This window comes from Sulfurimonas sp. ST-25, from assembly GCF_048079205.1.
GTDB lineage: Bacteria > Campylobacterota > Campylobacteria > Campylobacterales > Sulfurimonadaceae > Thiomicrolovo > Thiomicrolovo sulfuroxydans.
The window spans coordinates 1,525,383-1,547,256 of the sequence record NZ_CP182225.1; the positions used below are offsets into that span (position 1 = coordinate 1,525,383).

Annotated in this window: 23 protein-coding genes; 12 read left to right on the forward strand and 11 right to left on the reverse strand. The window is 49.6% G+C overall.

Annotated elements, in window-relative coordinates; translation table 11 throughout:
- Positions 1-952: 952 nt before the first annotated feature.
- Complete coding sequence (locus ACM66T_RS07805; protein ID WP_416768262.1) at positions 953-1,261, reverse strand: Dabb family protein; 309 nt, start codon at positions 1,259-1,261, stop codon at positions 953-955.
- Positions 1,262-1,436: 175 nt separating this feature from the next.
- Here ACM66T_RS07805 and trxA point away from each other — a divergent pair, with 175 nt between their 5' ends.
- The gene (gene trxA / locus ACM66T_RS07810; RefSeq protein WP_231018312.1) at positions 1,437-1,811 is read left to right on the forward strand and encodes a thioredoxin; all 375 of its coding nucleotides are present in this window, start codon (positions 1,437-1,439) and stop codon (positions 1,809-1,811) included.
- 401 nt (positions 1,812-2,212) lie between these two features.
- Here the strand turns inward: trxA and ACM66T_RS07815 are convergent, their stop codons facing one another.
- Positions 2,213-3,022: a transglutaminase domain-containing protein gene (locus ACM66T_RS07815; RefSeq protein ID WP_416768263.1), complete on the reverse strand. Its 810-nt coding sequence runs from the start codon at positions 3,020-3,022 to the stop codon at positions 2,213-2,215.
- A gap of 757 nt (positions 3,023-3,779) precedes the next feature.
- Here ACM66T_RS07815 and ACM66T_RS07820 point away from each other — a divergent pair.
- Entirely contained in the window at positions 3,780-4,073 is a 294-nt protein-coding gene (locus ACM66T_RS07820) for an ATP-dependent Clp protease adaptor ClpS (protein WP_416768264.1), read from the forward strand.
- A 305-nt stretch (positions 4,074-4,378) separates the two neighbouring features.
- Here ACM66T_RS07820 and ACM66T_RS07825 read toward each other — a convergent pair whose 3' ends face one another.
- A complete protein-coding gene (locus ACM66T_RS07825; protein ID WP_416768265.1) occupies positions 4,379-6,160 on the reverse strand; it encodes an ATP-dependent nuclease in 1,782 nt (593 codons plus the stop codon).
- A 262-nt stretch (positions 6,161-6,422) separates the two neighbouring features.
- Here ACM66T_RS07825 and ACM66T_RS07830 point away from each other — a divergent pair, with 262 nt between their 5' ends.
- The 9 genes from ACM66T_RS07830 to ACM66T_RS07870 all read left to right on the forward strand — a co-directional run bounded on the left by ACM66T_RS07830 (position 6,423) and on the right by ACM66T_RS07870 (position 14,592).
- Positions 6,423-8,888, forward strand: a complete 2,466-nt coding sequence (locus ACM66T_RS07830) for a retron Eco8 family effector endonuclease (protein ID WP_416768267.1) — start codon at positions 6,423-6,425, stop codon at positions 8,886-8,888.
- Positions 8,889-9,079: 191 nt separating this feature from the next.
- Complete coding sequence (locus ACM66T_RS07835; RefSeq protein ID WP_416768268.1) at positions 9,080-10,132, forward strand: reverse transcriptase family protein; 1,053 nt, start codon at positions 9,080-9,082, stop codon at positions 10,130-10,132.
- Between the two features lie 145 nt (positions 10,133-10,277).
- Positions 10,278-11,012: a TSUP family transporter gene (locus tag ACM66T_RS07840; RefSeq protein WP_416768269.1), complete on the forward strand. Its 735-nt coding sequence runs from the start codon at positions 10,278-10,280 to the stop codon at positions 11,010-11,012.
- Positions 11,013-11,170: 158 nt separating this feature from the next.
- The gene (locus tag ACM66T_RS07845) at positions 11,171-11,527 is read left to right on the forward strand and encodes a GerW family sporulation protein (RefSeq protein ID WP_416768270.1); all 357 of its coding nucleotides are present in this window, start codon (positions 11,171-11,173) and stop codon (positions 11,525-11,527) included.
- A 10-nt stretch (positions 11,528-11,537) separates the two neighbouring features.
- Entirely contained in the window at positions 11,538-12,059 is a 522-nt protein-coding gene (locus ACM66T_RS07850; protein WP_416768271.1) for a hypothetical protein, read from the forward strand.
- 57 nt (positions 12,060-12,116) lie between these two features.
- Positions 12,117-12,839: an acetolactate decarboxylase gene (gene budA / locus ACM66T_RS07855; protein ID WP_416768272.1), complete on the forward strand. Its 723-nt coding sequence runs from the start codon at positions 12,117-12,119 to the stop codon at positions 12,837-12,839.
- 233 nt (positions 12,840-13,072) lie between these two features.
- Positions 13,073-13,384 carry a N(2)-fixation sustaining protein CowN gene (gene cowN / locus ACM66T_RS07860; protein ID WP_231018324.1) on the forward strand — a complete coding sequence of 104 codons (312 nt, stop codon included), beginning with the start codon at positions 13,073-13,075 and terminating at the stop codon, positions 13,382-13,384.
- 127 nt (positions 13,385-13,511) lie between these two features.
- Positions 13,512-13,925 carry a MarR family winged helix-turn-helix transcriptional regulator gene (locus ACM66T_RS07865; protein ID WP_231018326.1) on the forward strand — a complete coding sequence of 138 codons (414 nt, stop codon included), beginning with the start codon at positions 13,512-13,514 and terminating at the stop codon, positions 13,923-13,925.
- A 10-nt stretch (positions 13,926-13,935) separates the two neighbouring features.
- Positions 13,936-14,592: a CatB-related O-acetyltransferase gene (locus ACM66T_RS07870; RefSeq protein ID WP_345969232.1), complete on the forward strand. Its 657-nt coding sequence runs from the start codon at positions 13,936-13,938 to the stop codon at positions 14,590-14,592.
- A 21-nt stretch (positions 14,593-14,613) separates the two neighbouring features.
- On the opposite strand, the gene ACM66T_RS07875 is transcribed toward ACM66T_RS07870, so the two are convergent.
- From ACM66T_RS07875 to msrP, 8 genes are all read right to left on the reverse strand, one after another.
- Positions 14,614-15,153, reverse strand: a complete 540-nt coding sequence (locus ACM66T_RS07875) for a hypothetical protein (RefSeq protein WP_416768273.1) — start codon at positions 15,151-15,153, stop codon at positions 14,614-14,616.
- Entirely contained in the window at positions 15,150-15,479 is a 330-nt protein-coding gene (locus ACM66T_RS07880) for a winged helix-turn-helix domain-containing protein (RefSeq protein WP_345969234.1), read from the reverse strand. The genes ACM66T_RS07875 and ACM66T_RS07880 overlap by 4 nt, the downstream gene beginning before the upstream one ends.
- Positions 15,480-15,605: 126 nt before the next feature.
- Entirely contained in the window at positions 15,606-15,857 is a 252-nt protein-coding gene (locus ACM66T_RS07885; protein ID WP_345969235.1) for a hypothetical protein, read from the reverse strand.
- Positions 15,858-16,404: 547 nt separating this feature from the next.
- Positions 16,405-17,760, reverse strand: coding sequence for an MATE family efflux transporter (locus ACM66T_RS07890; RefSeq protein WP_416768275.1), 1,356 nt, complete (start codon positions 17,758-17,760; stop codon positions 16,405-16,407).
- Between the two features lie 55 nt (positions 17,761-17,815).
- The gene (locus ACM66T_RS07895; protein ID WP_416768277.1) at positions 17,816-18,604 is read right to left on the reverse strand and encodes a phytanoyl-CoA dioxygenase family protein; all 789 of its coding nucleotides are present in this window, start codon (positions 18,602-18,604) and stop codon (positions 17,816-17,818) included.
- A 65-nt stretch (positions 18,605-18,669) separates the two neighbouring features.
- The gene (locus ACM66T_RS07900) at positions 18,670-19,650 is read right to left on the reverse strand and encodes a sce7726 family protein (RefSeq protein WP_416768279.1); all 981 of its coding nucleotides are present in this window, start codon (positions 19,648-19,650) and stop codon (positions 18,670-18,672) included.
- A gap of 81 nt (positions 19,651-19,731) precedes the next feature.
- Positions 19,732-20,280, reverse strand: a complete 549-nt coding sequence (locus tag ACM66T_RS07905; protein ID WP_345969238.1) for a ferric reductase-like transmembrane domain-containing protein — start codon at positions 20,278-20,280, stop codon at positions 19,732-19,734.
- On the reverse strand, positions 20,277-21,236 hold the full coding sequence (gene msrP, locus ACM66T_RS07910) for a protein-methionine-sulfoxide reductase catalytic subunit MsrP (RefSeq protein WP_345969239.1): 960 nt from the start codon (positions 21,234-21,236) through the stop codon (positions 20,277-20,279). The genes ACM66T_RS07905 and msrP overlap by 4 nt, the downstream gene beginning before the upstream one ends.
- A gap of 114 nt (positions 21,237-21,350) precedes the next feature.
- Between msrP and ACM66T_RS07915 the strand changes: the two genes are divergently transcribed.
- Positions 21,351-21,857 carry a YgjP-like metallopeptidase domain-containing protein gene (locus tag ACM66T_RS07915; RefSeq protein ID WP_416768282.1) on the forward strand — a complete coding sequence of 169 codons (507 nt, stop codon included), beginning with the start codon at positions 21,351-21,353 and terminating at the stop codon, positions 21,855-21,857.
- Positions 21,858-21,874: the final 17 nt, after the last annotated feature.

The window sequence follows — 21,874 nt, forward strand, 5'->3', positions numbered from 1 at the left end:
TTCCAAGGCTTTTGCAGGTTCGATGAGATTCGTTCAAGCGAGGATGGCACCAAGGGGTCCGGCACACTTTAAAAGCGCACTAATGCCTATGCTCTATGCAAAAACGGTTCCGTACTATTACGGAAAACATCCACAGGGGCATGTGAACATACAAGACGAGTGGATCACGGTTCCAGATATGGAGAAGGTACGCAAAAAGCTTGCGGAGCGGGAAGCGGCAGCCCAGCAATAAACTTCGCGGCGCCCACTAAACAAATTAGCTTCGATACATCGAAGCGCATTCAATCAAATCAGGAATTGGCCTTGAGCGCTCTTTGTAAGCCATCCCGGAGGCATAAAGCCGGGAGGGATGAGCGATTCGCGAAAGGCCGCTTTTTGTGCTACTTTTTCTAAAAAAGTGGCAAAGAGATAGGCCCCTCATTCTTTTCTTTTTCATAAGAAAAGAACCAAAAGAAAATCGTCGTTGCGCGAATCGCACGCTGCTCCCGGCTTTGTGCCTCCGCAGCGGCTTTCAAGGCACGCTTAACGACAGGTCGCCTATTGATTTATGCGCTTCGATGGATCGAAGCTAGTAAAAGAAAGAGAGCTTCGACACGTCGAAGCGCATTCAATCAATTGAAGGTTGGCCTTGAGCGCTCTTTGTAAGCCATCCCGGAGGCATAAAGCCGGGAGGGATGAGCGATTCGCGAAAGGCCGCTTTTTGCGCTACTTTTTCTAAAAAAGTGGCATAAACATTCTTCTCTATCTTTTCTTTTTACAAAGAAAAGAACCAAAAGAAAATCGTCGTTGCGCGAATCGCTCGCTGCTCCCGGCTTTGGGCCTCCGCAGCGGCTTTCAAGGCACGCTTAACGACAGGTCGCCTATTGATTTATGCGCTTCGGGAACCGAAGCTAATCTGAGAGTATAAAGAGCCTGGTCGCAACAGAAGGTACGCATCAAATGAGCATACCCACTACTCCTCTTCATCAACCTCGTAATCGACAACATGCATCTCTTCTGTGTTGTCTTTTATGAAGTTAAGCACTTCCAGGCTCTCCGGTTCGACCTTGTACCACATCAGGTGCTCCTTCGTCTTGAAGGTCGCGTAGAGGCAGAGGTCATACGAGTGCGCCCCGTGGTTAAAGTCCATCCCCACCTGCATCGTCTGCAGCCACTCCACCTTTGCAGGCAGTTCTTCGAGCATCTCTTTGGCCTTGACCATGTTGGCCATCTTGCTCAGTTCGTGTTTGAACTTATACATTTCAACGTGTACTATCATCATTCACCTCGCTTAGAAAAAATCTGCTATCAACACAATGAACAGTCTGCATCATCCATTAGCTGCCGGCCGAGTTGCAAAATTTATACATGCAGGGGGTATTTCACCACAAAAACTCCCCTAAAATCACCCCTTGAATCTAATTTGCATAGCAGCGTAAAACAACCAAGGAGAAAGAATGGCACTAATGGCACTAACAGAGGAGAACTTTGAGAAGACAATCGCGGACAATGAAATCGTTATCATCGATTTCTGGGCAACATGGTGCGGCCCCTGCAAGCAGTACGGACCCATATTTGAACGCATCGCGGAGAACGTGACCGACATCACCTTCGCCAAGATCAACACGGACGAGCAGCAGCAACTCGCCGCGCAGTTCCAGATCCGCTCTATCCCGACAACGGTGGTCATGAAAGACGAAATTGTCGTGTTCCAGCAGGAGGGGGTTCTCTTCCACGAGAAGCTGCTGGATATCGCGGAGAAGGCGCAGGCGCTCGACATGGACATGGTCCGTGAAACAATTGCAAAGCAGGAAGCGGCCGCGCAGCAGTAAGCCTCGCCCCCTCCCCTCATATCAATTAGCTTCGACACGTCGAAGCGCATTAATAAAATAGACCCTTGGGCCTTGAGCGCGACCCATATAAGCCATCCCGGAGGCACAAAGCCAGGAGGGATGAGCGATTCGCGAAAGGCCGCTTTTTGTGCTACTTTTTCTAAAAAAGTGGCAAAGAACTATTATCTTCATTCTTTTCTTTTTCATAAGAAAAGAACCAAAAGAAAATCGTCGTTGCGCGAATCGCTCACCCTATCTCGGCTTTATGCCTTCAGGGCGGCTTTCAAGGCACGCTTAACGACCCTGAGCCTATCGATCAATGCGCTTCGGGAACCGAAGCTATTATTAGTAAAAAGAGCTTTGTCGCGACAAAGTGCCTTCATTCAAATAGAAATCTGTTTTCATAACGCACTGTCGAAGGGAGGCGAGACCATCCGTTCGACATTGACCGACATATACAGCAGCTCCACAGGGTCGCCGAATTGCGTGTAAATGGCGACGTCGGCGGCATCCCGTCCGAAGGCGATCGCGATGCGCCCACCCCACAGGTCGTTTTGTGTCGGGTCGAACGTGTACCACCGGCCGCCTACATAGGCTTCGAACCAGGCGTGAAGGTCCATCGGTTCGAGGCGCTCCAGGTAGCCCACAACCATGCGCGCCGGGATTGACAGCGCCCGGCAGCAGGCGATGCCCAGGTGGGCCATGTCGCGGCATACGCCGAAGCCGCTTTGGTTGAGCTCGGAGGCACTGATGATCTGCTGCCCCATGCCCGGCGCGTACCGGACCGTATTGCGGATATACTCGACGATGGCGGCGCACTGGTCGTAACCGGCGGCCCGGCCCGCCGTGATGGACCTGGCCATCTCGGTAAAACGGTCCGATTCGCAGTAGCGGCTGGGGTAGAGGTAGGGCAGCGTTTCGTCAGGCAGCTGCTGCACTTCGACAAAAGGGGCACCCGGTGCCGTGTCGCAGGCCTCCGCGGTTTCAATGTCCACAGAGGTGTGAACGGTAAAGTAGCCCGCCGGCGCAACCAGCCGCTGGCAGAGGTTGCCGAACATGTCGGTAAACTCCACCACCGGCACACTGGGCGACAGAACGTAATGTTCCTTGGCGACCCACTGCTGCCATCCGCTCCGTGGGCGCAGCATGAGCAGGAAGGGCGTCGGAACCGGGATGGAGAATTCAAGGGAACAAGATGCGTGTAACCACATGACAATCCTTCGCAATGTGACAAGTGGTGTTGCACCCCTGTCCCACCGGTTTTTCATTATAGCGTGTCACATTACATGCGGGACACAATTAAAAGCAAGCGAGCGGAGCCGCTGATGGATTCATATGGTCATCTCTTGGAAAAGCACAGCCCGACAATAAGCCTCTATGCCCCTCCCCCATATTAGCTTCGACCCGTCGAAGCGCATCAAATTAAATCAGGAATTGGCCTTGAGCGCTCCTTGAAAGCCGCCCTGAAGGCATAAAGCCGAGAAAGGGTGAGCGATTCGCGAAAGGCCGCTTTTTGCGCTACTTTTTCTAAAAAAGTGGCAAAGAACTATTATCTTCATTCTTTTCTTTTTAACAAGAAAAGAACCAAAAGAAAATCGTCGTTGCGCGAATCGCACGCTGCTCCCGGCTTTATGCCTCCGCAGCGGCTTTCAAGGCACACTTAACGACAGGTCGCCTATTGATCAATGCGCTTCGATGAATCGAAGCTAGTAGAAGGAAGAGAGCTTCGACACGTCGAAGCGCGTTCAATTAAATTGGAGGTTGGCCTTGAGCGCTCCTTGAAAGCCACCCTGAAGGCATAAAGCCGAGAAAGGGTGAGCGATTCGCGAAAGGCCGCTTTTTGCGCTACTTTTTCTAAAAAAGTGGCATGAATATAAACTGACTTCTAATCGTTTTGCGATTCCAGAACTGAAGCTCATTGAGGGGGACGCAATCCCATTGAATCTTTTAATATGCTAGACTTCCGCCATGTCGACACAATTCGAAAGCAAGACTGAACTCGCCACCGGCGAACCGAAAATGTTCGCCGTCTTCATGCTCAATGACGACTATACGACCTGGGAGTTCTGCATCAAGATCATCAACACCGTGTTTCACAAAACCATCGCGGAAGCGGACGCCATCACCCATGACATCCACACCAAGGGCAAGGGCCTGTGCGGCATCTACACCTACGAGATCGCAGAGACAAAGGCTTTCATGGTTCGGGAGCAGGCCCGCAAAGAGGGCTTCCCTATGCGCTGTTCGGTTGAAGAGCAGTAGGACTTAATCATATAGTTCTCATTCCACCCAAACACCCAAGCCTTTTTATATGCCTGTCATGAACAACCGTTGTCGTTTAGTATAAAAACAGGAAGGCTTGTTAAATTAACTTGCAATGATTTCTGTATCGTACTCAAGTTTGGTTTCCATAATCAACATTCCTACATAGCAACAAATTAGACGCGATTGATCAGAATGAGTTCGTTGACTACGTGCATTACATGGTTGAAATCGTCAGATTAATTTACACCTATACCGATGTAATCATATTTACTACAAGATATTAACAAAGAAATGATAGGTACTTATTCGAACAAGTTCATCAACAAATCTAATTTTTCTTCTACTTCTTTTGTTACGGAAGTAGCATCAATCATTTCAACCAACAGATGGAATTCTCCTTTTCTAAGCAATATTGGTGCATTCATGGCAGCTGACAATTTACGATAATATTCTTCTGCAAAACTGCTCAATTTGATCTTCTCAGTTTTAGCTTCCCAGACTAATCTTGCCGCATTATCTTCTAATCCTTTATATGCGTTAAAATCTATCTGATTATTCAAAAATACTTTTTCTAGAATGACGTCATCCATGATTGTATCAATGAGAACATCATCTTCAAATGCAAAAAGGCCCATTTCTTCCGTATCAGCATACTTTTCTCTTGCAAATTTCTTCAGTAATTTTGGAGTAATAAAATAGTTTTCTGCCTCATATCTTGTCCAATACTGTACATTTAAACCACCATCATTCGAGCTTTGACGGCCTTTACCATCATTATCCAAAATAGCCAAACCTTTGAGTCCCGAAATCAACTCTCTAAGAATAAAAAAATGCTTTTTAGGGGTAATTCCAAAGCCACCTTCTACCCTTTCTAATTCTTTTGAATTTGACGATACTGGATAATTATCTTGTACATAATAAACATTTAACTGCTCATCCCAAATATTGTTGATTGGGTGTTCAATCTTTTTTGCCAATGCCCTAAGCATATCGACATCAGTACTCCCCTCAACATAAAATACATATCCCCGTTCAAGAGCCTTAATATAATGTTCAGTACCAAAGTGCTTTAATGTATTTTTTATATCACACTTTGCTGCTAAATCATCGCTTTTTCCACTAATCAACAATGTAAGGTTATTATCAAGTGCCTCATCCAAAATAACTTCTGAATGCGTAACAATGACTACTTGGCTATTGTTTTCGCTAGCAATATCTCGAAGTAATACGTATACTTGTTTTTGACGCAAAATCTCTAAATGAGCATCTGGTTCATCAACCAATAATACGCTATTTTTATGAGAATACAAGTATGCAAACATCAATAGCATTTGTTGAAATCCACGACCAGACATAGATATTTCTAGTGGTTCTTTCAATTCAGACTGGGTATAAAAAAGCTCAATCTTACCTCTTGCGTTCTCTTTGGGTATCCCAAGTTCAACATGAAATAATCTATTTATCAAAGTTGAAACTTTTCCCCAGTCATCTTTACTATTTTTATAAACCATCAAACATAGGTTCCGTAGAACTTGGGCCGTACGACCTTGTCCCATCAAATCATTAATATGTAAAGGTTGTAGAATAGGTTCTTCTGTTTCTAAACCTGACATTGGGTATAACAACTCAACATTCAATTTGACTAAATGTTCTAATAAGTCATGATTTTTCAACGTTTCCTCGTCAGGTGTTGCATAAACTAATTCATTGCCTTGATTCCTGAACCGCATCGTGACTGGGATAACTTCTTCTTTCCATTCTATCCCTAGTGTTATTTCAAGATATATTTCCTGATTACCACTTCTTGTCTGTGTATTCGACCAAAAATATTTTGTTGTTTGCACTGGAACTGAAACAATTTCCAATCTGTTAATCGGAGTAGATGTCCGCTTTGTAGCTGATGAACCTTTTCTTGCATCATACCAACTTTTTATTGCTTGAGACCACAATGCTATTGCTTGAATACTACTTGTTTTTCCACTATTATTTGGGCCAATAATTACACTTGGATGATCTAGATCAATTCTTTGTTTTTCTCCAAATCGTTTAAAATTTTCAATTTCAAGATAATGTATTAGACGCAAGTTGTCTCCTAATTTTTTAGGTTGAGAATATTTTAGCTAATAGATGATATTTTTTTTAATATACAATTGTACTAACTATCGGACCATAACGTTTCAGGAATACTATCTTCAAATGAAGAAGAATGAAATAACCAGAAGAATACCTCTCTTTCATACTAGAACAAAGTATCATTGCTTGTGTATATTCGCAAAAATAGATTCCTGCAAATCAAGTGTTAAAAAGGTAGTATTAATAAATTAATTCCAGTATTTAGAGAATGTAATGTCAATTTCTTCAATCAAAATAGAGAATCTACTTTCTTTTCATTCAATTGAAATCAAAGAACTAAAAGACATTAATTGTGTTGTCGGAAAAAACAATGTTGGAAAATCTAATTTATTAAAAACAATTCAATATTTCTATGACAAATTAGATAATAAAAGAAGATTAGCTTTAGCCCTCCATTCAAATTATTCTCATTATGGAAAAATATCAATCACGTATGATATGAGGCGAATTAAAAGTATTGTGAAGTCCAGAACGAATTTTGACAAGAGCCCATTGTTTAGGCCGATATATAAAAAGTTTTTCAAAAACATTGCTTTTCTTGACTCAGATGTTGAACCATTTTTTGTAAATGATCGAGAGTTCTACACGTTATCATTAAAAGTTTATAGTGATGAATCAACAGAATGGTCTACAAAAGATAAAGAAATATTAAAATTCATAAGATATTTATATCCATTTTTTTTCATAGATACAAGACATATCGATTTATATGATTGGAGTTATTTATGGAATATGGTAGGTTCAATAAAATCTGTAAAAGCCAGTAGTGTAAAAGAAAAAAATATTATTGATTTCTTCGATAATGAAATTTCAGAAACATACGCTTCTTCTAAAAGTAATTTTTTTTCAGACAATATAGAAAAAATAAATGATGTGACTAGTCATTACAATCTAGGATTGTCAAAATATAGCTACAAACAAAAAGTATTAAATTACCTCAAATCAGGTTTGGCTGGAGATATTTTTTTAATTGATGGGAATGAGCTTGGTCTGCAATCTGATGGTACAAATTCGTCTGGTTTTATCCAAATATTTTTAGCTTTATTAATTGTTCTTTCAAGGCGAGAATATATAACTCCTTCAGTCTATATTGATGAACCAGAAATTGGGTTACATCCAAAGAAGGCAGAAGAAATAATTTCAAGACTATACAAAATTTACGAAACAGAAAATAAGAAATATAAAACACCGAGTCCGAAAATTTTCTTTTCAACTCACTCATCAAATGTTTTAAAAATGATCATAAAATTATTTGGAAAAGAACAACAAATCTTACATCTATCAAAAGATAAAAATACAAAAATCTCTAAATTAAAATCAACATATAAAGATCCTTCTTTTTTACATCGCTTTACTGATAATGAAGCAAGACTATTTTTTAGTGAATCAATTCTTTTTGTAGAAGGTGAAACTGAACTAGAGTTATTTGGCAATCGTGCATTAGCACATATTTTCCCACATATAGACAATATAGATGTCTATCAGACTGCAGATTTAAAAAAGATTAAACATATTAACCCTTCTTATTCAAAAGCTGATATTCCTTATTATATTCTATATGATATTGATAAGATTTTCAAAAATATAGACATAAGTAAGAAGCACATAACACTTGATAAGACATATTTCGATTTCCCATTTTATTCGACTAAATATAAAAAAAGATTCCCAGAAAAAACAAATCTTTCTACAAACAAAATTCCAATTCATAAAGAATTAATCACTTTGTTGACAAATAGGAATACTTTGAAGTTCAAGTTTACAACACCAAATCAAGTCATTATTAATTCAATTGGTCTAGATACGAATTTCAATATTGCAAATTTACGATTCAAAAAATATATTCCTTACGAATATTTTTTTGTATTTTTGAGTGATATCCTGAAAGAAGAAAATATTTTGATCACAACTACAACTATTGAAAATAGTTTAATAAATGAGCAAAGTATAAATACATTTATTTCATGGTTGTTCTATGAATTAGAAAAAAATACACACGTATATTTTAAAAATATTTCTGACTTACAACAATTTCAAGAAAATTGGAATATACATAAGACAGTATTCAAAAATAGTATTGGTTTAAAATATAAATTAGCCAAAAAAAGAAAAACTAAAGAGACATATCAAAGAATCAAACATTATAAAACTCGTCCTGTAAATTATAATAGAATTCAAAAAGAAATTCATTTCAAAAACTTTTATCAGTACCTTCCGGAAAATATAGAGCATAATTTTTCAACGCAACAGCAAAATTATCTAAATGAGATCAAAGAATATAAATTAAAAATGTTCAATTTACTCGTTAAAGATTTGCAAGACAATATCGATGATGAAACATTGCCTTATATTTTCGTACTGTTGTTCAATGGTAAAACCCCTACTTTTTTGAAAAAGAGTAAAATAAATACTATAAGTGATAATATTATTGTTTCTAAATATCACAAGACAGATCAATTTTTATCTATATTGAAACCTTTATTTGCAGGGAAAACAAGTAACTGGGTGAGTTTATTTCTAAATTATTCTGTTCATATGATTATAAATGAATGTGAGAATGAGCATATAGCAATGAAAGATAAGTTGGAAAGAATAAAGAAAAGCCAACAATGTATGAGAAAAAAATTTGGTTTAATATTTCAAGAACTATACAATATAATCGAGGCAGTTAAAACCTGACGTTGATAGATAACTGTCCGAGTGATAGTTGTGTGCTAGACACACCATATAGATTAAATTTACTAGCTGAGTGATCGAGGCTAGCAGTACACCGCGGCTTCACCGAGAGTGACTTATGCCTTTGTTTGTGTCAATTGAGGGTTTTAACAATCATGCATAAAATTTCTACTTCTTACTTTTCAAAAATTGGCATGCAAGAAGAGATGCAACCAATTATATTCAGTGATATTAATGAGTTCTCAGTTGGAAAAAATTTTTTCTATTCGTTGACTGCTGATAAAACAAAAAAATTACAAAAAACTATTTCAAAATTTCTCCAAGAGAAAATTGATCTCAATAACTCAGTTACGTCTTATAGAAAAGGATATTCATATTTTGATTTTTTGTTACCACATAAAGCTAATTATCATTTCACCCGTCTTGATATAAGATCTTTTTTCCATTCAATTAGAGAAGAAGACGTTCGCTACGTTTTAAACGAATATTTTTTTGACCAAAAAATATCTGATACAAATCAGAAGATCATTGACGCATTTATCAACCTTGTAATGCTCGATATTCCTGAATCCAGCTTGAATGAATACTATCATGGGAAAAAAATTCTCCCAATGGGTTTCACAACATCACCAGTAATTTCAAATATTGTCTTTAGACCAATAGACATTCGTATACAAAAATTGTGTGATATGCATGGAATAATTTATACGAGATATGCAGACGACATGCTTTTTTCACTCCCAAAAAATTCGGATTATATTTTTAGTGAAAATTTTTTAGAACAAATTGCTAAATACTTGGCCCATAATAATTTTAGGTTAAATAAACAAAAACAGCTTATGAAAAAACACACATTATCATTAAATGGATATGTAATAAGTAATGGTGAGATAAGATTGTCTAACAAAAAAATCTCGATTATTTTCAAATTGATTTATATGTGCGAGCAATACAAACAAGGTAATTCATTCTATAAACCTACTTACATAATGAATAAATTGTTTAATTATTCACTACCATTTAAATATCCTCCTAAAGGATATACATTTGATGATTTTTATAATGATCAAGTGTTAAATAAATTAACTGGATTCAGATCATTTTTATTGTCAATTCTCATTTTTGATCAAAAAAACAATGTACTGAGAAAAGAAAATGAATCATTTATCAACAACAATCAGACTTTAGCTATTGAAAAATACTCCCTCTTACTTGCGCGAATAAATGCTTTAATCGAAAGTTGGTGATTGTACCAATCATGTATAAATTTATAAATGCTTTTGTAAACATAATGACATAAATAGTAATTATCCCTTTTGGCCTTGGATTGATGTAACTGATATTGATAGAACAGAAAAAGCAACGATGATACTCATGGAAATATCAATCGAAATGCTCATGTTCCTATTTGCCGCGTCCATCGTCGCTGGCACGATGGACACGATGGTCGGTGGCGGCGGGCTTATTACCCTGCCCTCGCTGATGCTCACGGGCCTGTCGCCCATCAACGCGCTGGGCACGAACAAGCTGCAGGGCTGTGTCGGCACGGGTGTGGCCACCTTTTTACTCTTCAAAAAATCCAAGATCAGGTGGCGGCACATCCGGCCCCTCTTCATCGCCGCCTTTGTCGGTTCGGTCATCGGCACGGTAGTCGTGCAGTTCATCAGCCAGCACTCTTTGTCGCTGGTCATCCCCGTCGTCCTCGTGCTGATCATCGGCTACTTTCCGCTCTACAACCCAAGCAAAACCGCTAACTTCAGCATCAAAGTGAGTGCGAAAAAGTTCACCTGGCTCGTCGTTCCCGGTATAGGCTTCTATGACGGCATGTTCGGTCCCGGGACGGGCTCCTTCTTCAGCTTTGCGAACGTGCTTCTTCGGCGCGCGAAACTGGTGGCGGCCACCGCCACGGCCAAGCCGCTCAACTTCGCCACCAACGTTTCATCCCTCCTGGTCTTCATCCTCTTCGGCAACGTCGTCTGGCACGTGGGCCTGGTGATGATGCTGGGCCAGGCCATCGGCGCCTGGCTGGGAGTGCATCTACTTTACAAGATCAACCCGCAGTACCTGCGCAGTTTTGTCATCGCCGTCTGTCTGCTGATGCTCGGAAAGTACATCGCCTCCACTTGATGTACTGACCCATCCCCCGCAACATTACTTTCAAACCCTTTCGTTCCCCATTGTCACTTTTTGCTACAATCAGTGAAGGAGTAAAACATTGTCGTCCGGATACAATGCCCGTCCGGATCAATCGCAGCATATCTGCATTAGCAAGCAAGGAGAGCGCGATGGAACATGTTCAAGAAGTGTTAAAGACCTCCCTGGAGGAGCTTGAAAGGGTGCTGAGCACCAAAACGGTCGTCGGGGAGCCCTTCGTCATTGAGGGCAATACCCTCATCCCCCTCATCAGCATCGGGTTCGGGTTCGGTGCCGGCGGCAACATCGGCGGCAAGAAAGGCGGTGACGGCGGAGTGGGTGCCGGCACGGGCGGCGGTGGCGGCATCCGGCCGGTGGCCCTCGTCATCATCAACAAGGACGGCGTCAGGGTCGAACCCATCAAAAGTGGGATGGCCAGCGTCTTCGAACACCTCGGCGAGACCCTCGCCAAGGCGATGAAGGAGAAAGAGGAAGAAGACGACGAGTAGCAGCTGAACCATGCTGACAGTTCTCTATCTCATCACCTTTCTGCTCCTCTGCCTGCTCGCGTTGCTCGCCCTCCCCGTCGAGCTGAGCCTGCAGCTGGAGAAGGAGGAGCGCTTCGACTACAAAGCCCGGCTGCACTGGTTTTTCGGACTTGTCTCCGTCGACCTGACCGGGCTGACAAAAAAAGTGGCAAAGGCGAAAAAAAAGAAGCGGAAAAAGCGCAAAGCGCACAGGGAAAAGTTCCCTGGCGGGAGTGTGTCGCCCCAGAGGGTCGCCCGGCTTCTGCGGGGCCTCCTGCACAGCATTCAGGTCAGTGAGTTCAGCCTTCACGGCCGAATCGGCCTGGGCGACCCTGCCTGCACGGGGATGCTGATGGGTCTCTTGCAACCGCTCCTGCTACCCGCACGGCAGGTGAGCCTTGTCGCGGACTACGAGGAGGCCGTCTTCGAAGGGCGCTTCAGCGCAAGGGTCCGCCTTGTCCCGCTGCGAATCTTCGGCGTTTTGCTGCGCTTTTTCTTTGCGGGAAGGCGCTAGGATGATCACTGCGGCAGGGTGACCGTCCGCGACACCGACAGACGAAAGGAGAATCCAATGCCCGCCGAACGCACCGCTTCATCGCACCCCCTCTACCTCTGCGCCCCCGTCAACGCCCTCGTGGAGGGGATCTACGAGGAGAACATCCCCCTGGCCGAGATCAAGCGCCACGGCGACTTCGGCCTGGGCACCTTCGACGACCTGGACGGGGAGATGGTGATGCTGGACGGCGACGTCTACCAGATCACCGCCGACGGGGAGGCCCACGGCGTCGCCGACACCAAACACACCCCCTTTGCCGTCGTTACCTTTTTCGAACCGACCTTCAGGGTGACGTTCGAAGAGGCGATGGAGTACGATGCCTTCCTCGCGCGCCTCGATGACCTGCTGCCTTCGCCCAACCTCTTCTACGCCCTCCGCATCCGCGGCCGCTTCGACCTGGTCCGGGCGCGCTCCGTCCCCAAGCAGCACAACTACCGGCCGCTCAGTGAAGCGACCGCCGAACAGCACGAATTCCGCTTCGAGGACGCGGAAGGGTGCCTCGCCGGCTTTTACACGCCCGCGTTCATGGCGTCGCTCAACGTGCCCGGCCTGCACCTGCACTTTCTTACACAGGATCGCCGCCGCGGCGGCCACCTACTGGAGTGCCGCACCCGCGGCGTTACCGTCGAGGTGCAGATGCTCCACACCCTCGAACTCTCCCTCCCCATGACGCACGACTACCTGACCCGCGATTTCAGGCGCGACACGGCCGCAGACCTCGAGGCGGCGGAGAAGTAGCGCCCGGGAGAGATGCGATTTTCCGCCTGCATCTACCGTAACCATCCCTCCGACCGCACTGGACAAATATAGAGCATCCTGCCGTGGCGCAGCATGCGGACTCCCGGAGAAACGGCCTTTTCACAGCCACTTTTCTTAAAATACAAAGAGTATAATATTCCACAAATATTTTTAAGGAAACCAATGACCCTCCGCACCGCCGCGCCCCTCCTCCCTTCCGAAAAGCACGCCCAATGAACAATGAAATCCGCATCGACGAACGCTACGTCTCCTTTGCGAACATCGACTGCTTCGAGAACGCATGCCTTGTCATCGACCGCCTCCTTTATGTCACCGGCCAGGCCGAGCACGTCAACCTCTACTGGAAAAAGATCATCCCGACGATCCCCCAGGCCTACTACGACCGCGACCCGAAAGCCGACGAGAAAGAGGCCCTGCTCTACCTTGTCTGCTCCAACGTCTTCTACCTCGAAGAGCTCTTTGAGAACGAAGAGGACGAGGAGGGGCTCAATGCCCTGAAGCGCGCCGAACTGGAGTGCTGCTAAGCAGCACCGCCCGCGCACCCACTACCCACTACCCACTACCCACTACCTAATACCTAATACTCATCCCTTGACTATCACAGATATTTGCAATATACTTGTGTACTCAAATATATTGCAAGGATATTTCATGGCTTCAAAACTGGAATGGCTCTTCGCCTTCTCCTCCGCGCATGCGAAACTCTTCAAGCAGGTCGACCGGGCGCTCAGCGTCCACGGCATCAGCTTTTCGGAGTTTTACATTTTGCACCGGCTCCAAAATGAGCCCGGACGGGCCATGCGGCGCATCGACCTGGCCGAAGAGGTCGGGATGAGCGCCTCGGGGATCACCCGGGCGCTGAACCCGCTGGAGAAGCTGGGGCTGGTGCAGAAAGAGAAAAACCCCAGGGACGCGCGGGTGAGCCTCGTCAAGCTCTCCGACACCGGGGTACAGCAGTCCACCGACGCCCTGGCAACGGTGCAGTCAACCCTCGACACCCTGTTCTCGCCGCTGGAAACGGGCGATATCGACGCCTGCATGGCGATCGCGGCAAAACTAAACTAAGGAGAGCACTATGCTGGACCCGGCAAAAAAACACCCCATGGTGATGCCCGACGGCACCGCCGTCCCGCAGGTCGTCCACCTGAGGGCGGTCATCGACCACCCCCGCATCGAGGTGGGTGAATTCAGCTACTACCACAATTTTGAAACGTTGGAGGATTACGCGGGCTATCTCGCCCCCTACCTCTTCCCCCTCAGCCTCGACAGGCTCATCATCGGCAAGTTCGTCCAGATCGCCCACGGGGTGCGCTTTATCACGAGCTCGGCCAACCACGCCATGGGCGGGTTCTCCACCTACCCCTTCGACAACTTCACGATGAACGCGGAGACGACGGGCGCGGACATTGTCGCCATGTTCGAAAAGTCCGGCAATCGCGGCGACACCGTCGTCGGCAACGACGTCTGGATCGGTCTGGGAGCCACGATCATGCCGGGGGTGACCATCGGCGACGGCGCCATCATTGGCAGCCATGCCGTTGTCGCTGCAGACGTGGCGCCCTACACCGTCGTGGCGGGCAACCCGGCACGCCCCGTCCGCAAACGCTTCGACGACGAGGTCACGGCGACGCTCCTTGCCATCCGCTGGTGGGAGTGGCCGACAGCGAAGATCGAAAAGCACATCGACGTCATTACCGGCGGCGACATCGACGCGCTGAAAGCCCTAGCTTAGAGCAGCGGCGCACGGAAAAAGCTATTTTACAGAAGTAACCATCTTCTCAAAGTCGCCGAACTTTTCCAGTGCACCTTCCGCCTCAGACCACTTGCGCACGTTTTCAAGATCAAAAGCGTTTTGCTGTGCTACCCAGACCGCCTGCTGTAAGGACTGCTCATCCTTCCAGTGATAATATGCCGCCAGCCTGTCTTTGATGCAATCCGTCGGGGTCAGCAGGCGCAAAACGCCGGCATCGGTATCGAGTTCCGCAATCTCTTCCACCGGGGCATCGCCTACACCGAGAGGCCCGGAGGGAAATTCGATGAAAAAATGGCTGTCAGGATGAACGAAATAGCGTTCCTTCTCACTGAAACCGAGCGCCTCCATTACCCTCTTGATCTTCTTGAACTGTTCGTTATAGCGGTTGATCAGGTCAATATCATACGAAGTATATTCGCCCCGGCTGTAGATCTCGACACAGGAACCGCCGGAGAGCACGACGGGAATATCCACTGCTTCCAATGCTTCACACAGGAATCCCGCAAGTTCCGGCATGCTCATCGTAGCTATCGTTTTCACAGCGGTTTCTCCGGGCGGCGGGGGCGCTTGCGCTGCATCACCAACCTCTCCCGCAATTCGGGTCGGTAATAGGTACGGGCCTTTTCAAGTAAGCCCGTCAGTTCCGGCAAAAAGGCGTATCGCGGGTTAAAGAAATAGACCCTTGTCCGCCCGGACATCTTGCTCAGCAGTACCCCGCCCTCTTCCAGGTTGGCAAGCTGCTGCTGGACGGAGGTCAGCGTCACGTCGAGATAACGGGAAATCTCCCTGGCGTACCCCTCATCGAAAGCCAACAGGTACTGTAAAACCATTTCGCGGCTTCTCGTTCCAAAAAGTGCCTCCAGCATACGGGCTCCTTTGATTTATAATATTGTTTATTTGATACAATAATTATATCATATAACACAACTATTAGTTCATAAGGAAATCGACACCACTATTAATGCGCTGAAGCGCTGCAGCCGGGAGAGCTTCTAATCCTTCTGCCGTTTCTCCTGCAGTTCCCGCCGGAACTTCTCCTGCGCCTCTTTTGCTCTCTCGCGCTCCGCGTCACGCTGCCGTAGCCGCTCTTTGAAAACCGCTTCCTGCTTTTTCTGCTCGGCGGTCAGCTCCTTTTTCGGAGCGGGCTTCTCCTCCTCTTCGTAAGGGACGATAACGCCGACGCTGACGGCGAAGGCCAGGCTGCCATAGAGCAGGAAAGCCACTGCAAATACGCTCTTTTTCATACGCTGATCCTTTTGACTCTATGCACCCACGCATAGTAAAAACATTTTAGCCAACATCTTTTCATACACAAGCTTCGACACGTCGAAGCGCATTCAATCAAATTGAAAGTTGGCCTTGAGCGCTCCTTGTAAGCCATCCCGGAGGCACAAAGCCGGGAGGGATGAGCGATTCGTGAAAGGCCGCTTTTTGCGCTACTTTTTCTAAAAAAGTGGCAAAGAAATACTCTTCTCTATCTTTTCTTTTTACAAAGAAAAGAAACAAAAGAAAATCGTCGTTGCGCGAAGCGCACGCTTAACGACAAGTCGCCTATTGATCAATGCGCTTCGATGAATCGAAGCTAGTAGAAGGAAGAGAGCTTCGACACGTCGAAGCGCATCAATAAAATAGACCCTTGGGTCTTGAGCGCGATCCTTATAAGCCATCCCGGAGGCACAAAGCCGGGAGGGATGAGCGATTCGCGAAAGGCCGATTTTTATGCTACTTTTTCTAAAAAAGTGGCAAAGAGACTACTGTTCAATTGTCAGTCTAAATAATGAGAGGAATAGATCATATCTTCGTCTTCAGCCACGCGCGCCTGCGGAAGATTTTCCAGAAGATAAACCCCTTGATGAAGGTCTCCAGCGTCATGATGATGTAGACGGCGATGATGCCGAAGCCCAGTTTCATGGCGATGTAGGAGGGGATGACCCGTAGCAGCCAGAGGGCGGCGATGTTGATCTTCAGCGGCGTGCGGGTGTCCCCCGCGCCGCGCAGGACGTTGCTGAGCACGAAGAGCACGGCCAACGGCACCTGGGAGAGGCCGACGAGCCGCAGGTAGAGCGACGCCTGCTGCACGGTTGCGGGGTCGTGGGTGAACATCCGCACGAAAAGCTCCGGCCAGATGACCATGACGAGCCCAAGCAGCCCCATGAACGTCGCGGCGACTTTGAGGCTGTAAAGCCCTCCCTCGTAGGCCTCCTCGGGGCGCTTCGCCCCCAGCTGCTGGCCGACGATGGCCATAGCGGCGACGGCGAAGCCGAACCCCGGCATAAAGGCGAGCCCCTCCACGCGCAGCCCCACCTGGTACCCCGCCAATGCCGCCGTACCGTAGGAGGCGATGACCCAGATAAAGAGCAGGAAGGAGCTGACGGTGATGAGCCGCTCCAGCGCCGCGTGGCTGCCGACCTTGAGCGCGCGCTTCAGGTCCGGCAGGTTCCAAAGGGGCAGGAAATGCAGCCGCGCGTCGCGCCGCCGCAGCAACAGCAGGTAGAGCACGATGTTAAGGCCGTAGGCGGCCACCGTCGCGTAAGCCGCCCCGGCGACGCCCATCGCCGGCAGACCCCAGTGGCCGAAGATGAGCAGGTAGTCCAGCAGGGCGTTGACCCCGGCGGAGGCGAGCTTGATGTACAGCGAGCTTTTCGTATCACCCGCCGCGCTGAGCTGGTTGTAAAAGAGCGCGTCGAGGAAGATGAGAGGGAAGCCGATAGAGAGCGCACCGAAATAGACGCCGCCGTAGTGCACGACGTCCTCCCCCGTGCCCAGCAGGCGGTAAAACTCGTCGGCAAAGAGCGTGCCCGCCGCGGTAAAGGGGAGCGAGAGCAGCAGGGCGAACACCCCCAGGGTAAAGAGCAGCGCATTGGCCCTTTTGCGGCGCCGGGCGCCGACGAGCCGCGCCGTCACGGCGTTGCCCCCGACGACGTAAAGGGTGATGACGACGTTGACGACCATGATGAACTGCATGCTTGTCCCGACCGCCGCCAGGGCGGAGACGCTCAGCAGTCCTACCATCAGCATGTCGACGAGGATCTGCAGGACGTCGAGGAGGTGTTTGAAAGCCGCGGGCAGCGCCAGCCGCAGCACCTCGCGCAGGCGCGCATTGGGCCGCAGAGACGTCAATACGGAGCGGGACGGTTTCGGGTTCATTTGCATTGCTTCCTGCCTGCACCCTCTATCGGTGCGGCAATGGTTAAGATGGGTATTAACGCGGCGGGAGGGCCGAGACGTGCAGGACGACGGAGCGCCTGCTGGAGCGTCTGTTCTCTATCACGCTGCCGCCGTGGGGGAAAAGCGGGTGCCAGATAAGGGCGTCGCCGCTGCGGAAGGCGAACGCCTCCTCTTTCAATCCGGCCGCTTCATACTGCCACTTCAGCGTCTCCTGGTACCGGCGCCATGCGCCTGGATCCTGTGGCGGCATTGTATCGAAACGTTCGTAGAATCGGTGCGGCAGCCCGTAGCGCTCCGCCGCAACCCGGTGGGCGCCTTTGACCCCCGTCAGCGTACCGTTTTCGGGCGTCGTTTCTTCCAGGGCGATCCAGATCCTAAAATAGGGTTCCCCCGGCATCACATGAAAGACGGGGATGTCCCGGTGCAGCGGCTGCTGGCTCCCCTGCAAAAAGGTGATCGAAGTCCGCAGCGACGGCCCCAGGCCAAACAGCAGCTCCTGCAATTTTACGATGGTGCGTTCCGCGAAGAGGGCATTGATCTCGGGAATTTCATCGTGCAGCCCGATCAGGCGCGGGTAGGTGCCGTCGGCTTTTTTGTTCGCCGCCAGGGCTTTGACGTTGGCAATCGTCCAGTCGTCCAGCGCGTCGTTGACCTTCTCGACCGTCTTGTCGCCGATTGCTCCCCTGTAGAGGTAGCAGCCGTCCGCGTTGAACTGGTCGACTATGGCCCTCTCCTCCCCGGAGAGACTGAGGTAACGGGGATGCTTCCGGTAGTTTTCGTACTCGAACCAATGTTTTTCCGCCGGCATCGGCCCCACTTTCACTGCACTGCTCCTCTCTCTGCTGTCATGCTTTTTTTATGACAAAGCAATTTCCGTTCGACCCCGCGTCAAAAGAGTGTCGGCTGCCGCAGCTGCCGGTAGAGCTCCAGCACGCCGGGAAGCCTCACCGCCCTGTGCATCCGCCCCGCGTCCCAGTAGGACGGTTTGAGCAGTTCATCGAAGAGCAGCTGCTTCTCCAGCGGGTCGACGTAGTTCACCATCTTAACATCATCGGGCCTGCCGCCCCGCAGACGGGTCACGAAGAGCTGACGCGCGACCAGTTCGCGTTCGCGCTGGGTGTAGACGGCATCGATGACGTCGCGGTAGGTGTTGTAGTCGCTGCCCGGGAGGCGGCTGCGGTTGTTCAGCATGGAGAGGTAGTGCTTCAGCTCCGGGGCGCGGAGCATGGCGACGAGCGTATCGGGAAGCAGCGGTTCGGGTGCCTTGTAAAGCCCCAGGCCCCTTTCGCCGTAGAGCAGTATGCCCACATGCTCGAAGCGGTTGCCGAAGGTCTGCAGGTACTTAGGCAGGAACCGCTCGTCGAGGGCGACGTAGACGTGGTTGCTGAAACGGGAATAGCCGTCAAGCTGGCGGTAGAGGCGGTCGAGGTTGTCCTTGTCGCTCTTGATCTCGACGGCGACGAGTGTCTCTTCTTCCGTCAGGGCGTAAAGGTCAGGACGCACGCTGATGGTCCACTGCGAGAACTCGTGGATGATATGTGTCCCCTCCCCGTAGCGTTCGCGCAAAAATGTTTCGGCGGCCTCGCGCAGTTCGGCCTCGTTCGACGCCGGGGCGGGCCGGAGCTTGCGGTACTTGGCGAGGAAGCTCTTGTGGTCACGGTCCCGGCGCTGGCGCGGGGTCATATCCGCGTAGGCCTGCCGGACATAGCCTTCGTCGTCGCCCCCGCTGCAGTAGTCGCACAACTGCTTGCGGCGCCGTGTCAGGCGGCGGGGGATGAAGGGGTTGTCGCGCTGCTCTTCGAGCAGGGCTTCGTCGGCGGTGATGGCATTGAGAAGCGCGAGGACTTCATTGGCGTTGACGGCATCCATGGCGCGATTATAGCGCGTAGCCGGGCGCGGCGGCGAAAAGATGGCAGCAGCGACTATGTGACGGCTGCCGTGCGGTGCCGTTCAGAGCTTCGCGAGCCCGGTTCTCTGCAGCACTTTCAGCACACCGATGACGGCCATCACCGCCAGAATCTCCCACTGCCAGTAGGCGATCGCCTTCTGCGCCATGACGAAGTGGACCGTTACCAGCAGCAGGGCGACGTAGATGAGCCGGTGATATCTGTAAAACCTGGCGAAGAGCTTCGGCAGGGAGGTGACGGCCATGAAAAGCAAAATGGCGAAGGCGCTCACCCCGAGATAGACGAAAGGCCGCTTCAGCGTCTCGTCAAAGGCGGCGGCGGGATCGAGTTCCATGTCGAGGATGAGGAAGTTGGAAAAGTGCAGCAGGGCGTAGAAGAAGGCGAAGAGCCCCACCATGCGCCGGTAGCGCAGCAGCCGGATCTTCTTCCGCACCAGGGAGATCGTCGTCGCCGCGTAGAGCAGTGTCAAAGCGCTGTAGCCGGTCACACTGTAGATGGCCTTGACGGGGTCTTCCGCCCCGCCGGCGAAGAGACGGTAGAGCAGGAAGAGCAGCGGGGAGAGACAGAGGAGGAAAAGGAGCGTTCTTTTCAAAACTGTTTCCTCAGGTCCATTCCTTTGTAGAGGTGGGCAACCTCTTTCCCGTAGCCGTTAAACATCAGTGTGGGCTGTTTGAAGAAGTGCCCCAGCACCCGTTCGCGCGCCTGGGACCAGCGGGGATGGTCGACGCCGGGGTTGACGTTGGCATAGAAGCCGAATTCGCGGGGGGCGTAGACGTTCCAGGTGTTTCGCGGCTGCGTGTCGGTAAAGGTGATCCTCACGACCGACTTGATGCTTTTGAAGCCGTACTTCCACGGCACGACGAGGCGGATCGGCGCGCCGTTCTGCGGCGGGAGGGTGTGGCCGTAGAGGCCGACGGCCATCAGGGTCAGCGGGTGCATCGCCTCGTCCATGCGCAGCCCCTCGACATAGGGGTAGTCCAGGGTCGCCAGGAGGCCGCGGTCCTGGTCGGGGAACTGCTCGGGGTCGTACAATGTCTCGAAACGGACGTACTTCGCCGAGGAGAGGGGCTTGGCCATGGCAATGAGCCTGGAGAGTTCGAACCCGATCCACGGCACGACCATCGACCACCCCTCCACGCAGCGGAAACGGTAGATCCGCTCCTCCAGAGGCATTTGCTTCATCAGCTTCCAGACGTCCAGCTCGAGCGGCTGCTCGACCATCCCGTCAATGGTCAGCTTCCACGGCGCGCTTTTGAAGCGCTTCGAGAGGGGCTTGACCCCCTCCTTGCTCGTCGTGAACTCGTAGAAGTTGTTGTAAGAGGTGATCTGCTCGTAGGTGTTGAGCTCGAGTCCTCCCGCGTTGGGGTCTTTGGCATAGTCGAGGTTTGCGGCGGGCAGCTGCTCTTTCGCGGCCAGTTCCAGCACCGCCGCCGTGCTCACCAGGGTCGCCGCCCCCAGCTTCAGAAACTTCCGGCGTGCGTCGAAGAGCGCCTCGTCGGTCACGTCGGCTTCGCGCAGCGGCCGGTTTTCATATCGTGTGCGTTGCATCGTCGCTCCTTTTCGGGCGCTTTTGCCTTTTCTAACACTATACGCCCGGCGCATAAATAGTTCAAAAACGGCCGCTACAGATGCTACAATGGCGCAAACATCTTCGGAGAGAGCATGACGACGGAACTGCGCTATCTTGCCCACTACCCCGAGACGCTCCAGGCACAGGTGCGCCGCCTCATCGAGGGCGGGAAGCTCGGCGATTTTCTGCTGCAGAAGTACCCCGAGGCGCACGCCCTCTCCACCGACAGCGCGCTCTACGACTACGCCGACGCCATGCGCAGTACACACATGCGCAACTCCCAGCCCCTGCACAAGGTCGTCTATGACACGAAGATCAGTGTCATCGACGACGCCCTGGGGATGCACACCCGCATCTCGAAGGTGCACGGCGGCCGGGTGCGCTCCCGGCGGGAGATCCGCATCGCCTCCCTTTTTAAAAAGGTCCCCGAACCCTTTTTGCAGATGATCGTCGCCCACGAACTGGCCCACCTCAAAGAGCGCGACCACAACAAGGCCTTTTACAACCTCTGCGAGCATATGGCCCCCGGCTACCACCAGCTGGAGTTCGACCTGCGCCTCTACCTGACCTACATGGAACGCTTCGGGAAACTCTACTGACCGCCGCCACATTACAA